At 68.8% G+C, this 13,921-nt stretch carries 11 protein-coding genes and 1 pseudogene; 6 read left to right on the top strand and 6 right to left on the bottom strand.

Going from position 1 to position 13,921, the window contains the following annotated elements; genetic code table 11:
• Nucleotides 1-178: 178 nt before the first annotated feature.
• A complete protein-coding gene (gene mgrA / locus ACFWI9_RS03975) occupies nt 179-1,237 on the bottom strand; it encodes an L-glyceraldehyde 3-phosphate reductase (RefSeq protein ID WP_387158908.1) in 1,059 nt (352 codons plus the stop codon).
• Between the two features lie 176 nt (nt 1,238-1,413).
• On the opposite strand from mgrA, the gene ACFWI9_RS03970 reads away from it, so the two are divergent.
• From ACFWI9_RS03970 to ACFWI9_RS03955, 4 genes are all read left to right on the top strand, one after another.
• Nucleotides 1,414-2,175 carry an isoprenyl transferase gene (locus ACFWI9_RS03970; RefSeq protein ID WP_387158907.1) on the top strand — a complete coding sequence of 254 codons (762 nt, stop codon included), beginning with the start codon at nt 1,414-1,416 and terminating at the stop codon, nt 2,173-2,175.
• A gap of 684 nt (nt 2,176-2,859) precedes the next feature.
• Entirely contained in the window at nt 2,860-4,182 is a 1,323-nt protein-coding gene (locus ACFWI9_RS03965; RefSeq protein ID WP_387158906.1) for a PhoH family protein, read from the top strand.
• 433 nt (nt 4,183-4,615) lie between these two features.
• Nucleotides 4,616-5,311, top strand: a complete 696-nt coding sequence (locus ACFWI9_RS03960; protein ID WP_387158905.1) for a transglycosylase SLT domain-containing protein — start codon at nt 4,616-4,618, stop codon at nt 5,309-5,311.
• Nucleotides 5,312-5,415: 104 nt separating this feature from the next.
• Nucleotides 5,416-6,891: an AI-2E family transporter gene (locus tag ACFWI9_RS03955; RefSeq protein WP_387158904.1), complete on the top strand. Its 1,476-nt coding sequence runs from the start codon at nt 5,416-5,418 to the stop codon at nt 6,889-6,891.
• Nucleotides 6,892-7,308: 417 nt separating this feature from the next.
• Here the strand turns inward: ACFWI9_RS03955 and ACFWI9_RS03950 are convergent, their stop codons facing one another.
• Both ACFWI9_RS03950 and ACFWI9_RS03945 read right to left on the bottom strand, forming a co-directional pair.
• Nucleotides 7,309-7,842: an alkyl hydroperoxide reductase gene (locus tag ACFWI9_RS03950; protein WP_387158903.1), complete on the bottom strand. Its 534-nt coding sequence runs from the start codon at nt 7,840-7,842 to the stop codon at nt 7,309-7,311.
• Nucleotides 7,843-7,844: 2 nt separating this feature from the next.
• Entirely contained in the window at nt 7,845-8,399 is a 555-nt protein-coding gene (locus ACFWI9_RS03945; RefSeq protein WP_387158902.1) for a peroxiredoxin, read from the bottom strand.
• Between the two features lie 240 nt (nt 8,400-8,639).
• On the opposite strand from ACFWI9_RS03945, the gene ACFWI9_RS03940 reads away from it, so the two are divergent.
• The gene (locus ACFWI9_RS03940) at nt 8,640-9,626 is read left to right on the top strand and encodes a hydrogen peroxide-inducible genes activator (protein ID WP_387158961.1); all 987 of its coding nucleotides are present in this window, start codon (nt 8,640-8,642) and stop codon (nt 9,624-9,626) included.
• Nucleotides 9,627-9,652: 26 nt separating this feature from the next.
• Here the strand turns inward: ACFWI9_RS03940 and ACFWI9_RS03935 are convergent.
• The 3 genes and pseudogenes from ACFWI9_RS03935 to ACFWI9_RS03925 all read right to left on the bottom strand — a co-directional run.
• Nucleotides 9,653-9,976 (bottom strand): annotated as a pseudogene (locus ACFWI9_RS03935) (PadR family transcriptional regulator); the annotation flags it as partial.
• Nucleotides 9,977-9,998: 22 nt separating this feature from the next.
• Nucleotides 9,999-10,361 carry an AT hook motif protein gene (locus tag ACFWI9_RS03930; RefSeq protein ID WP_387158901.1) on the bottom strand — a complete coding sequence of 121 codons (363 nt, stop codon included), beginning with the start codon at nt 10,359-10,361 and terminating at the stop codon, nt 9,999-10,001.
• Nucleotides 10,358-11,293, bottom strand: a complete 936-nt coding sequence (locus ACFWI9_RS03925) for an SPFH domain-containing protein (RefSeq protein ID WP_387158900.1) — start codon at nt 11,291-11,293, stop codon at nt 10,358-10,360. The genes ACFWI9_RS03930 and ACFWI9_RS03925 overlap by 4 nt, the downstream gene beginning before the upstream one ends.
• A gap of 318 nt (nt 11,294-11,611) precedes the next feature.
• Between ACFWI9_RS03925 and ACFWI9_RS03920 the strand changes: the two genes are divergently transcribed.
• The coding region (locus ACFWI9_RS03920) for a transglycosylase domain-containing protein (protein ID WP_387158899.1) at nt 11,612-13,921 on the top strand (2,310 nt) is incomplete at its 3' end.

The following is a 13,921-nucleotide window of genomic DNA, read 5'->3' as shown; positions in this document are numbered from 1 at the left end:
CCCCCGGCTTCCGCGCCGTGCTTCCCTCTGCGCACCGCAGCCCACTGCCTTCGGAGAGTAATTGTGCTGCGCCGTTGCACGCGCCGAACCTCACGAAGGGTTATGGTGGAAACCCCCCCTCGGGCCGGTCCGTATCCCCCCCACGGACCGGCCCGTTTTCTTTCCCCCTCAGGCCTCGTCAGTTCCGAGCGGCCCAGATGTTCGTCCCCGCGGTGTCCACCGCGAAGGTGTCGATCTCCGCCAGCTCGCTCTCGGACAGCGGTGGCGCGGACAGCGCGGCGACGTTTTCCTCAAGCTGGTGCACACTGCTCGCGCCGATCAGCGCGGAGGTCATCCGGGGGTCGCGCAGTACCCACGACAGCGCCAGCTGGGCCAGGGACTGGCCGCGCCGCTGCGCGATCCCGTTCAGTCCGTGGAGCCTGCGGAGCACGTCGTCGGAGAGCAGCCCGGGATCGAGCGACTTGCCCTGCGAGGCGCGCGAGCCCTCCGGGATGCCGGTCAGGTACTTGCCGGTGAGCAGGCCCTGGGCGAGTGGCGCGAAGGAGATGCAGCCCATACCGGCGCCCTCGAGGGTGTCGAGCAGGTTGTCGTCCTCGATCCAGCGGTTGATCATCGAGTACGAGGGCTGGTGGATCAGGGCGGGGACGCCCATCTCCTTGAGCAGCCTGGCGGCCTCGGCGGTCTGCTCAGCGCTGTAGGACGACACGCCGACGTACAGCGCCTTGCCCTGCTGGACGGCGGACGCCAGCGCGCCCATCGTCTCCTCCAGCGGGGTGTGCGGGTCGAAGCGGTGCGAGTAGAAGATGTCGACGTAGTCGAGCCCCATCCGGCGCAGCGAGGCGTCGAGCGACGACAGCAGGTACTTGCGCGAACCCCACTCGCCGTAGGGGCCGGGGTGCATCAGATAACCGGCCTTGGTCGACACGAGCAGCTCGTCCCGGTACGCGGCGAAGTCCTGGGCGAAGAGCTTGCCGAAGTTCAGCTCGGCGGAGCCGGGCGGGGGACCGTAGTTGTTGGCCAGGTCGAAGTGGGTCACGCCCAGGTCGAAGGCGCGGCGCAGGATCGCGCGCTGTGATTCGAGCGCGCGGTCGTCGCCGAAGTTGTGCCACAGGCCGAGGGAGACCGCGGGGAGCTTGAGCCCGCTGTGGCCGCTGCGGCGGTACTCCATGGAGTCGTAGCGGCTCTCGGCGGCCCGGTAGGAGGAGCGGGAGTAGGGCGAGTAGGGGGAAACGTTCACGCTTCTCTGCTTATCACGGACTTGTGACAGGCCGGGTTGGGCCGCTGTGGACGGTGCCAAGTAACCTGGCCGCATCGGGGGCAGCCGCAGCACGCGAGAGGTGTGCCGCGCGGCGGGCCGAGAGCCACGAGGATGGTGCGTGCCGGCCCGGACGGAACCGAGAGGGTGTGGACTGAGTGAACCTGCGCGACCTGGTGTACGGGCTCTACGAGCGCCGTGTGGAGGGCCGCCTCGACCACGCCCAGGTGCCCAAGCACATCGGCGTCATCCTGGACGGCAACCGTCGCTGGGCCAAGGCATCCGGTGGCACGACGGAACAGGGCCACAAAGCGGGCGCTGACAAGATCCACGAGATGCTCGGCTGGTGTGCCGAGACCGATGTCGAGGTCGTCACCCTGTGGATGCTGTCCACGGACAACCTGGACCGCCCCGAGGAGGAGCTGGTCCCGCTGCTCGGCATCATCGAGAACGCGGTGCGCGGTCTCGCGGCGGACGGCCGCTGGCGGGTCCACCACGCCGGCACCATGGACCTGCTGCCCGCCCGTACCCAGGCGGTGCTCAAGGAAGCCCAGCAGTCGACCGCCCGTAACAAGGGGATACTCGTCAACGTCGCCGTCGGCTACGGCGGACGCCAGGAGATCGCCGACGCGGTCCGCTCGCTGCTGACCGAGCACGCGGCCAAGGGCACGACGTTCGAGGAGCTCGCGGAGATCGTGGACACGGATCTCATCGCCTCCCACCTTTACACCCGCGGTCAGCCCGACCCCGATCTGGTCATCCGCACCAGCGGCGAACAGCGGCTCTCGGGGTTCATGCTCTGGCAGAGCGCTCATTCCGAGTACTACTTCTGCGAAGTGTTCTGGCCCGCTTTCCGCAAGGTCGACTTCCTGCGCGCGCTGCGCGACTACGCGGCCCGCCACCGTCGCTACGGCTCCTGACCGGCCACGCCTCGCACACCCGGCCACGGCCGGGCCGCCACCACGGTGCCTCACCGGCGTACGAGGATGCCGCACCAGTGCGCCGGCGCCGCGTTGAGCAACGGGGCCGAGACCGGCGACGCGCACCGGACGCCCCCGTGGAGGGCCCCGGGCGCACCTCCGGACGGATGAACCCACCTCACCCATAACGGTCGTTATGCCGGATTCCGTCAGGGTTGTCCGCTCTCGCACCAGTCACTCGTGCGGCGGCGGTGACTTCACACCGCTCGTCTTTCCCGGGCGGCGCGCGGTGCGGCCCTGCCCGGCGGCGGACTCCGGACGGGCGCCTCCTCGGACATGCCCTGTTCGCCGGCGTGCGTCGACGTTTCACCGATGTTCACCGACGTTCATCGACGCGTCGTCATATGCCATTGCATGGCCGTGCTCGTTCGAGGGAATATCCCTTCCAGGTCGACATCCGGACACCGGCCGGATGCCGTTCTGCTGCGGGTGGTGCCGAGCCGCCCGCCCGGGAGGCCCTTTGCGCCAGGACGACCGTGCGTTCAGCACGGAAGGAACGGAGGGCCGGTGCCCGGCCCGTGCATCGCGGCCGGACACCGGTCCTGTCACCCCGCCTCCGGCGGGGAGACCTCCAACCCGCGACGTCGTCGCACCCCGATCTCAGCCGAGGGGGTACGTCCTTCCGTGGTGAACAGCACTAAGCGCCGCATGCCCGACAGGCGCACATACGTTCTCGACACCAGCGTCCTGCTGGCCGACCCGCACGCCATGGCCCGATTCGACGAGCACGAGGTCGTGCTCCCGATCGTCGTGGTCACCGAGCTGGAGGCCAAAAGGCACCATCCGGAGCTCGGATACTTCGCCCGGCAGGCACTGCGCCTGCTGGACGACTACCGGATCCGGCACGGCAGACTGGACGCCCCCATTCCCATGGGCGACCTGGGAGGCACCCTCCGAGTGGAGCTCAACCACTCAGATCCCGGTGTGCTCCCTGCGGGCTACCGACTGGGAGACAACGACTCCCGGATCCTCGCGGTGGCACGCAACCTCCAGGCGGAGGGTTACGACGTCACCGTCGTCTCCAAGGATCTGCCGCTGCGGATCAAGGCCTCGTCCGTCGGACTGCTCGCGGAGGAGTACCGGGCCGAACTCGCCATCACGGACTCCGGCTGGACCGGAATGTCCGAACTGGCACTTTCGGCCGAACAGGTGGACCTCCTCTATGAAGAGGAGGCCCTCTACCTCCCCGAGGCCTCCGAGCTGCCCGTCCACACCGGACTGGTGCTTCAGTCCGAGCGCGGCAAGGCGCTCGGACGCGTCACGGCCGAGGGGAACGTCCGCCTGGTGCGGGGCGACCGGGAGGCCTTCGGCATCCGCGGGCGCAGCGCCGAGCAGCGGGTCGCCCTCGATCTGCTGCTCGACCCGGAGGTCGGGATCGTCTCGATGGGCGGCCGGGCCGGCACCGGGAAGTCCGCGCTCGCCCTGTGCGCCGGCCTGGAGGCGGTGCTCGAGCGCAGACAGCACCAGAAGGTGATGGTCTTCCGTCCCCTGTACGCGGTCGGCGGGCAGGACCTCGGCTATCTGCCGGGCACCGAAGCCGAGAAGATGAGCCCGTGGGCGCAGGCGGTCTTCGACACGCTTTCGGCGGTCGCCGGACGCGACGTCATCGAGGAGGTACTCGGGCGCGGCATGCTGGAAGTGCTGCCGCTCACCCATATCCGTGGGCGGTCGCTGCACGACGCGTTCGTCATCGTCGATGAGGCCCAGTCGCTCGAACGGAACGTACTGCTGACCGTTCTGTCCAGGATCGGGGCGAATTCCCGGGTTGTCCTCACGCATGATGTGGCACAGCGGGACAATCTGCGCGTCGGCCGCTACGACGGAGTCGTCGCCGTGGTGGAGAAGTTGAAGGGGCATCCGCTGTTCGCCCATGTGACGCTCACGCGTTCGGAGCGCTCGCAGATCGCCGCCCTGGTGACCGAAATGCTTGAGGATGGAGTGGCTTGATGCCTTCTGGCGCGGACTGACAGAAACTGATTGGTTCTGTCCTGGTTGTCCGTCAAAGAAGTTGGCGCCGCCCGGTGAAGCGAAGGAGCTTAGCCGGGCGGCGCCGTGCTGCGCTGCCGTTTCCGTAGAACCCCAGGGGCAAACGAGGTGTGACCTATCCCACGTAACGAGGAATTGCCTTGCGCCCTCGCCTTCCGGCAGAGTCTTGCTTCCGTCAGGCCCCGCATACGGCACACCTGCATCCTCAGGGATGTGGAACCACATAACTCAACAGCCTTCGCCGTATGTCGCCCGAGCACCACGCGGCACTCCCCGCAGGGGAGTTGCCCACCGGGCCCGCGCCCCCCGTGACCTAGCAAGTAGGGGTGCCAGTGCCAGGGGCACGATTGCGTCCGCGAGGTCACCTGTGCGGGCGCTGCTGGAAGGAAACCGTGTGAGCCGGATTTCGGTCCGGGGATTCGCGGTGGCATCCGCCACTGCGGTCACCACTGTCGGCGCCGTCGTTGGCGTGGCCTCGGGTACCCCGCAGGCCGCGGACAACGACTTCGAGGCCTCTGCCGCGGACGCGACGCTGCTCGCGGACATCCCCGTAGGCGAGCAGGCCCAGGTGCAGGTCGCGTCCCTGTCGCAGCAGGCCGACGCCCAGGCCGCCGCCGCGGACGCCGCTGCGAAGAAGTCGGTGGAGGAAGCGGCCCGTATCCAGGCTGCCAAGGACGCCGAGGCCAAGAAGAAGGCCGCTGACGAGAAGGCCGAGCGCGAGGCCGAGGCGAAGGCAGCCGAGCGCGCGAGCCGTTCCGACGTCCGCGCCCCCTCCAGCTTCCCGCAGCAGTCCTCGTACAGCGTTTCCGAAGTCCAGGCGATCGCCCGCCAGATGATCCCGGGCGACCAGTTCCAGTGCTTCAGCAACATCGTGGACCACGAGTCCAGCTGGAACTACCGCGCCGACAACCCCACCTCGGACGCCTACGGTCTGGTCCAGGCCAACCCGGGCTCCAAGATGGCCTCGGTCGCATCCGACTGGCAGACCAACCCGGCCACCCAGATCAAGTGGGGCCTCAACTACATGAACGACCGCTACGGCAGCCCCTGCGGCGCCTGGTCGTTCTGGCAGGCCAACAACTGGTACTAGGCCTGCGGCAGTAGTTCTCCGCGCCCCGGAACCCCCCGCCGTACTACGGCGGGGGGTTCCGTGCGTGTACGGTCGTGGCGGACCCCGGGGGAGAGGGAAGCGACATGTCGAGAATGCCAGGGTGGCTGCGCCGGGTCGGCGCCGGTCTCAACCGCTGGGGAGAACGGCTGGAGGCCCGACGGGCCGCGGTCGTCCGTGACGACGACGGCCTCACCGTCAACGGCGAGACGGCCGACGCCGGTACCGGCGGTGGTTCGAGCGCGGGTATGCGCGCTGGTGCGGGTGGCGACCCCGGTGACCCCGCGGGCAACGGCGCCGGCGACAGCGGCGGCCCTGCCGCCGACCGGTCGGTCGTGCCCGCGGACCATGTGCCCGCGCCTCCTGCGTACGCGCCGGCCATCGCCGCCAGGCCCGACCCCGTGTCCGCCATCCCCTGGGGCATGCGGGTCGCGGCCGAAGCGGGCTGGCGGCTGCTGGTGCTGGCGGGCACGGTCTATGTGCTGATGCGGGTGATCAGCGCCGTTCAACTGGTGGTGCTGGCCTTTGTCGCCGCCCTGCTGATCACCGCGCTGCTCCAGCCCACCGTGACCCGCCTCCGAGGGCTGGGCCTGCCGCGCGGGCTCGCCACGGCCGTGACCGCCATTCTCGGCTTCGTCATCATGGGCCTGGTCGGCTGGTTTGTGGTGTGGCAGGTGCTGGACAACCTGGACAACCTCGCCGACCGGGTCAAGGACGGTATCGAGGAGCTCAAACTCTGGCTGCTCAACAGCCCGTTCCATGTCACCGAGCAGCAGATCAACGATATCGCCCAGAACCTCCAGGACACCATCGGCACCAACACCCAGGAGATCACCTCCGCCGGGCTCCAGGGCGTGGGCGTGATGGTCGAGATCCTCACCGGGATGCTGCTGGCGATGTTCTCCACGCTCTTCCTGCTCTACGACGGGAAGCGCATCTGGCAGTGGACCCTGAAGCTGGTGCCCGCCCAGGCGCGGCCCGGTGTGGCCGGAGCGGGCCCGAGGGCCTGGCGGACGCTGACCGCCTATGTGCGCGGCACGGTGGTGGTCGCCCTGATCGACGCGATCTTCATCGGTCTCGGCATCTACTTCCTCGATGTGCCGCTGGCCGTGCCACTCGCGGTGTTCATCTTCCTGTTCTCGTTCATCCCGCTGGTGGGTGCGGTCGTGTCAGGCGCGCTCGCGGTCATCGTGGCGCTGGTCACCCAGGGCGTGTTCACCGCGCTGATGGTGCTTCTGGTGGTGCTGGCCGTGCAGCAGATCGAGGGCCATGTGCTCCAGCCGTTCATCCTCGGACGGGCGGTGCGGGTCCATCCGCTCGCGGTCGTGCTCGCTGTCGCCGCCGGTGGTCTGACGGCCGGCATCGGGGGAGCGGTGGTGGCGGTACCGCTGGTGGCGGTGGCCAACACGGTGGTGGGCTATCTGCGGGCGTACGGCCAGGCACACCCCGTACGCCAGGGCCCGGGGCCGCACGGCGCGACGGCGATCGAGATGGCGCCTACTCCGCCGCCGGTGTCTCCGTCGGCGCAGCCGCCGACTCCTCCGCCCGGGGATCAGAAGTAGGCGTCCGCGGCCTGCGCTTGCCCGCTTCGAGCAGCTCGCTGACATCCAGGGTGACCTTGGCGCCGATGGAGTCGGGCAGGGCGACCGGCTGCCCCCGGGCGTACAGCGCCGCGGTGGCCGGGGTGCTGCTCCGACAGCTCGTTGGCTGCTTCGAGCAGGGTCGGCGGCTCGTCGTCGCAAGGCATGGGCCCGACTGCTGCGGCAGACATCGCGCCTCCTGTGGGCTTGGCGTCGAGGCCATCATCGTAGGCCGGTGGGCCGCTCCGGGCCGCAAGTCAGGCAATACGCCCGACCAGGTGAACGACCGGCGTATGGGTGACCGACCCGTCTGCTCGCCCCGTGCACGGCGGAGCGCCCCCGCCCGGCTCGGGAGAACGAGCCGGGCGAGGGCGCCCGGTGTGGTGGTGCGTGTGGGACTCAGCCGCCCATGACGGCTTCGGCCTCCAGCGTCGTTCCGACAGCCTGGATCACCGAGGCGATCTTGAAGGCCTCCTGGATGACGTCGCGCTCGACGCCCGCCTTGCGGAGCACCTGCTCGTGCGAGTCGAGGCACAGGCCGCAGCCGTTGATCGCGGAGACGGCCAGCGACCACAGCTCGAAGTCGACCTTCTCGACACCCGGGTTGCCGATGACGTTCATCCGCAGACCGGCGCGCATCGTCCCGTACTCGGAGTCCGACAGCAGGTGCCGGGTCCGGTAGAAGACGTTGTTCATCGCCATGATCGCCGCGGCCGACTTGGCGGCCGTGTACGCCTCGGCGGACAGGTTGGCCTTTGCCTCCGGCTCCAGCTCGCGCAGCACGATCGGCGATCGCGAGGCGATCGCGCAGGCCAGCACCGTGCCCCAGAGCTGCTGCTGCGGCAGTTCGCTGTTGCCGATGACCGAGCCGAGGTTCAGTTTGAGGTCCTTGGCGTAGTCCGGCAGAGCGGACTTCAGCTCATCGAGAGCCATGCTCACTCACCGGCCAGCAGCTTGACCGCGTCCAGGGTGTCCTCGCCCTTGGTCCAGTTGCACGGGCAGAGCTCGTCGGTCTGGAGGGCGTCGAGGACCCGCAGGACCTCCTTGGGGTTACGGCCGACGGAACCGGCGGTCACCATCGTGAACTGGATCTCGTTGTTCTGGTCGACGATGAACACGGCACGCTGCGCGAAGCCGTCCTCACCCTCGATGCCGAGGTCGCGCATCAGCTCGTGCTTGGAGTCGGCCAGCATCGGGAAGGGCAGGTCACGCAGGTCGGCGTGGTCCTTGCGCCAGGCGTGGTGGACGAACTCGGAGTCGCCGGAGAAGCCGAGCACCTGGGCGTCGCGGTCGGCGAACTCGTCGTTCAGCTTGCCGAAGGCGGCGATCTCGGTGGGGCAGACGAAGGTGAAGTCCTTGGGCCACGCGAAGACCACCTTCCACTTGCCCTCGTAGGACTTGTGGGTGATCTGCTCGAACTCCTTGCCGCTCTCCAGCGAGACGCAGGCGGTCAGTTCGAAGGTGGGGAACTGGTCACCGACAGTGAGCACGCGCTCTCCTTGCGATGGGAGGCCCTTGTGGGGGCTCCGTGGGGTTGGACGGAGTCCCACCCTGTCACGGTGTGATCAATAGGGGGAAATCGAAGATGCCGACCGCATTGATAGCCGCGTCCGATAGGCGGGCCTCGGTGACCGGTGGCCGAGCACCGCGTTGATCGGGGCAGTGGCTAGACTTACCCGCTGCGATCGGAAGCGCCTATCAGTGGCGCTTGTCATGGTGAGTGCTTGTCAGTGGTGGGTGGCGCGGTGGCGGTAAGCCTGGTGAACGGGGCGGGTCGGGGCAAGCAGCCCAGCCTGGCGCAGCTTCGAGCCTTCGCCGCCGTGGCCGAGCACCTGCACTTCAGGGACGCCGCTGCCGCGATCGGGATGAGCCAGCCCGCGCTGTCCGGTGCCGTGTCCGCGCTGGAGGAGACGCTCGGCGTCCGGCTGCTGGAGCGTACGACCCGGAAGGTGCTGCTGTCGTCGGCCGGTGAGCGGCTCGCGGTGCGCACCAGGGCGGTGCTCGCCACGGTGGGTGAGCTGATGGAGGAGGCCGAAGCCGCACGGGCACCGTTCACCGGCGTGCTGCGGCTGGGAGTGATACCGACGGTCGCGCCGTATCTGCTGCCCGCGGTGCTGCGACTGGTACGCGAGCGCTATCCGGCGCTCGACCTCCAGGTGCACGAGGAGCAGACCTCCGCCCTGCTGGAGGGACTCGGCGCCGGACGCCTCGATCTGCTGCTGCTCGCCGTGCCGCTCGGGGCGGCGGGGGTGGCCGAGATCCCGCTGTTCGACGAGGACTTCGTGCTGGTCACCCCGCAGGAGCACTGGCTCGGCGGGCGCGAGGACATTCCGCGCGAGGCCCTGCGTGAGCTGCCGCTGCTGCTGCTCGACGAGGGGCACTGCCTGCGCGACCAGGCCCTCGACATCTGCCGCGAGGCGGGACGCGGCGCGGACAGCGCCCCCGTCACCACCACCGCGGCGGGGCTGTCCACGCTGGTCCAGCTGGTCGCGGGCGGCCTCGGCGTGACGCTGCTGCCGCGTACCGCGCTCCAGGTGGAGACCGGCCGCAACGACCGGCTGGCCACCGGGTATTTCGCCGAGCCCGCGCCCACCCGCAGGATCGCCCTGGCGATGCGCTCGGGAGCGGCCCGCCAGGGGGAGTTCGAGGAGTTCGCGGTGGCGCTCCGGGAGGCACTGGCGGACCTCCCGGTGCGGGTCGTACCCGACGCTGACTGAGCCGGAGAGCCCCTGGCCTACTCCGTACGCAGCCCCTCCGGCAGGATGCGCATCAGCCGCAGATGCTCCGAGCGCTGGGTGTAGAGCAGTTCGGCGGCGCTGCGGCCGGTGAGCAGCGCGAGGACGACCTTGGTGTACAGGGCCGACTGGAGGTACGGCTCCGGCTTCTCGGGGCTCGCGAGCCACTGGCCGACATCGGTGATGCCCGCCTCGGTGATCGCGTATCGCTTGCGCTCGGGGCCGCCGCCGGCCTCGATGCCGTCGACCTCGAACCGGCGCTTCCTGGCCTCGGTAGGCGGTGTCCTGCCCGGATGCTCCAGGAGGTCGGGCCCGGTCGGCTCGGAATCCGCTGGAAATCGGGCAGGCCGGGAATCAGGTCGGCTCGGAATCGGGACGGGGCTTCGGGGGCCGCCCCCGAGGGGGGATCGGCCGGACCCCGCCCGGCAGCCGACCCGCCTCCGACAGTGCCCGCCGCAGCAGGAACTCGATCTGCGCGTTGGCGCTGCGCAGTTCGTCGGAGGCCCAGCGGGCCAGCGCCTCGTACACCACCGGGTCGAGCCGCAGCAGCACCTGCTTGCGCTCGGGCCTGCCGCGCTCGGATCCGCCGCGCCTGGCCCTCCCGGGCTCAGGGTTGCCGCGTGCGGGTCCACCGGGCTCCGGCTTGTCGCGCTCCGGTCCGCCGCGCTCCGGCTTCTCGCGGTCCGTCCCGTCGCGCCCCGGCCTGGGGTCAGTCACTGGTACAGGGTGCCCGTGTTGAGGACCGGCTGTGCGGCGCGGTCGCCGCAGAGCACCACCATCAGGTTCGACACCATGGCCGCCTTCCGCTCCTCGTCCAGTTCCACGAAGCCCTGTTCGCCGATCCGCGCCAGTGCCGCCTCCACCATGCCGACCGCACCGTCCACGATCTGCCGGCGTGCGGCGACCACGGCACCGGCCTGCTGGCGCTGGAGCATCGCGGAGGCGATCTCGGGCGCGTACGCGAGGTGTGTGAAGCGGGACTCGATGATGCGTACCCCCGCCGCCTCCACCCGTGCGTGCAGTTCGACCGCGAGCTTCTCGGTGATCTCCTCGGCGTTGCCGCGCAGCGAAAGCCCGTCCTCGTCGTGGGCGTCGTACGGGTACTCGATGGCGATATGCCGTACGGCCGCCTCGGTCTGGGTGGAGACGAACTCCAGGAAGTCGTCCACCTCGAACAGTGCCTGCGCGGTGTCCTCGACCTTCCAGACCACCACGGCGGCGAGCTCGATCGGGTTGCCGTAGGCGTCGTTGACCTTGAGGACCGCGGTCTCGTGGTTGCGGACCCGGGTCGAGATCCTCTCCCTGGAGGTCAGCGGGTTCACCCAGCGCAGCCCGTCGGTGCGGATGGTGCCGCGGTAGCGTCCGAAGAGCTGCACCACCCGGGCCTCGCCGGGCGCCACCATGTTCAGCCCGGACATGGCGAGGAAGGCCGCAGCGACGACGAGCACGCCGAGCACGACGAGTGCCGCCTTCGCGCCGCCATCGGCGCTCGCTGCGCCGGTGAAGATCAGCCCGACACCGATTCCGAGGCCCACGAGTCCGAGCAGCAGAGCGAGTCCGCCGCCGATGCTGTGCGCTGTGAACTCCCGCACCTGCGGCTCTGGCATCTCAGGTGCGTCCGCGGGCAAAGATGTGCTGGTCGCGGGCATGTCCGTCCCCCATTCCCCCGGTCGCGGCGCGTCCGGTCTCGCTAGCAATGTGATTACACATTATCGGATTCAGCAACCTCACGCGCCAGTTGTGAGTCGGTTCCATTGAGGCGGGTGCTGATTCTCACGTCCGGAAAAGACCGGATGACGTGGTCTTTGTCATGGGGAGCGGTGCTAGCTTTCTGAGCTGATTTTCTCGACGACCTTGACGACCTTGACGACCTTCACGAGTCGGACGAGTGAGACGAACCGGACCAGCCGGACCAGCCGAACGAGCCGAACGGGCTTGACGACAAGGAAGAGCGGAGCAACGGGGCGATGGGCCGAGCGGAAGCACGACGGGCCCGGCAGCGCGGGGCGCGCCGGGCCACGAACAAGGGGGCCGTGAAGAAGGGCGGCATACGCCGCTTCTTCACCTGGAGGAAGTTGCTCGGGACGTTCCTCGGCCTCTGCCTTGCCCTGATCGCGGCGTGCTTCGTCGTCTACTGGCTGGTCCCGGTGCCCAAGCCGAACGAAGAGGCCGAACTCCAGAGCAACATCTACAAGTACAGCGACGGCAAGGTCCTCGCCCGGACCGGCCAGGTCAACCGCGAGATCATCCCCCTGGCCAACCTCAGCCCCGAAGTGCAGCGGACCTTCGTCGCAGCCGAGAACAAGTCCTTCTACGACGACTCCGGCATCGACCTGAAGGGCATCGCCCGCGGTGTGGTCAACACCGTCACCGGCAAGGGCAAGCAGGGCGGTTCGACCATCACCCAGCAGTACGTCAAGAACTACTACCTCACCCAGGACCAGACGGTCACCCGCAAGCTCAAGGAACTGGTGATCGCCGTCAAGGTGGACCAGGAGAGCAGCAAGGAAGAGATCCTCGCCGGGTACATCAACACCAGCTACTACGGGCGCAACGCGTACGGCATCCAGGCCGCCGCCCAGGCGTACTTCCGGGTCGACGCCAAGAAGCTGAACGTCGAGCAGGCCGCCTATCTCGCGGCGCTGCTCCAGGCACCCAGCCAGTTCGACTGGGCGGTCGCGACCCCGAGGGGCAAGGAGGCGGTCCAGAACCGCTGGAACTACGTCCTGAACAACATGGTCGAGATGGACTGGCTCGACGCGTCCAAACGGGCCGCAGCGAAGTTCCCCGAGATCAAGGAACCCAAGCCCGCGCCCGGGATGGAGGGCCAGACCGGCTATCTCGTCGCCGCGGCCAAGGCCGAGCTGGAGAAGCGGTACCAGGTCACCCCGGAGCAGATCGAGAAGGGCGGCTGGACGATCACGCTCAACATCGACCAGAAGAAGCAGGAAGCCCTCAAGAAGGCCGTCGAGAAGCAGCTTGAGTCCAAGCTCGACCGTGAGGGTGACAAGCGCGACGCGACCGTGCAGGCGGGAGCGACCTCCGTAGACCCGAAGAACGGCCATGTCGTGGCGATGTACGGCGGAATCGGCGCCACCCAGCACTGGGTCTCCAACGCCACCCGCCGCGACTACCAGCCCGCGTCGACCTTCAAGCCCGTGGTGCTCGCCTCCGCGCTGGAGAACGGGGCCGAGACCCAGGACGGCGAGAAGATCACGCTGCAGACCCGCTACGACGGCACCAGCAAGCGGCCCGTCGAGGGCAGTGACGTGCCGTTCGCCCCCGAGAACGAGGACGACGAGGACTACGGTCCCATCTCGGTCCAGAAGGCCACGAACAACTCGGTGAACTCGGTCTACGCCCAGATGATCGTGGACGTCGGCCCGTCGGAGGCCAAGAAGACCGCGCTCGCCCTGGGGATGCAGGACGGCGACGGATGGCCCGAGCAGCCCGCGATGTCCCTCGGCACGATGGGTGCCTCCACCTGGGACATGGCGGGGGTCTACGCCGGCTTCACCAGCCACGGCAAGCAGATCACACCGTCGATCGTGAAGTCCGCGAAGAACAAGGAACTGCCGGAGGGCGAGATCCACGTCAAGGACGGGGTCGGGGACCGGGTACTGAGCCAGGAGGCGGCCGACAGTGTGACGAAGGCGATGATCGGGGTCGTCAAGAACGGTTCGGGTCGCAACGCGCAGGGCGACTACGCGGCGGCGGGCAAGACCGGTACCTCCGAGAACAACAAGTCGGCGTGGTTCGTGGGCTACACACCCGAACTCGTCACCGCCGTCGGGCTCTTCGGCGAGAAGCCGGACGGCACCGGGCAGGTCACGCTGACCGACACCATCAACGAAGGCCGCGCCAACGGTGGTGGCGTGCCTGCCCAGATCTGGCAGAAGTACACGACCGACGCTCTCGGCGGCGGCTCCGACGAGCAGTTCGACCTCGACGTCCCTGATCTGGTCGAAGACGAGCCCGAGCCGTCCGGCTCGCCGAGCGACAAGGACAAGGAAGAAGACAAGGACAAGAACAAGGACAGGGACAAGGACAAGGGCGACAAGCCCCGCGACGACGACCGTCCGGGCGACGACCCCAGCCGCCCGGCTGACGACGGCGGCTCCGACAACGGCGGTACCGATACGGGTTCCGACAACGGCGGTACCGACAGCGGCTCCGACAACGGCGGTACCGATACGGGCTCCGACAACGGCGGTACCGACACCGGCTCCGACAACGGCGGTACCGATACGGGTAGCGACAACGGCGGTACCGACAGC

The organism is Streptomyces sp. NPDC127084, assembly GCF_042724175.1.
Taxonomy (GTDB): domain Bacteria; phylum Actinomycetota; class Actinomycetes; order Streptomycetales; family Streptomycetaceae; genus Streptomyces.
The sequence above is the reverse complement of the archived record's forward strand: the minus strand, read 5'-3'. Positions and strand labels throughout refer to the sequence as shown.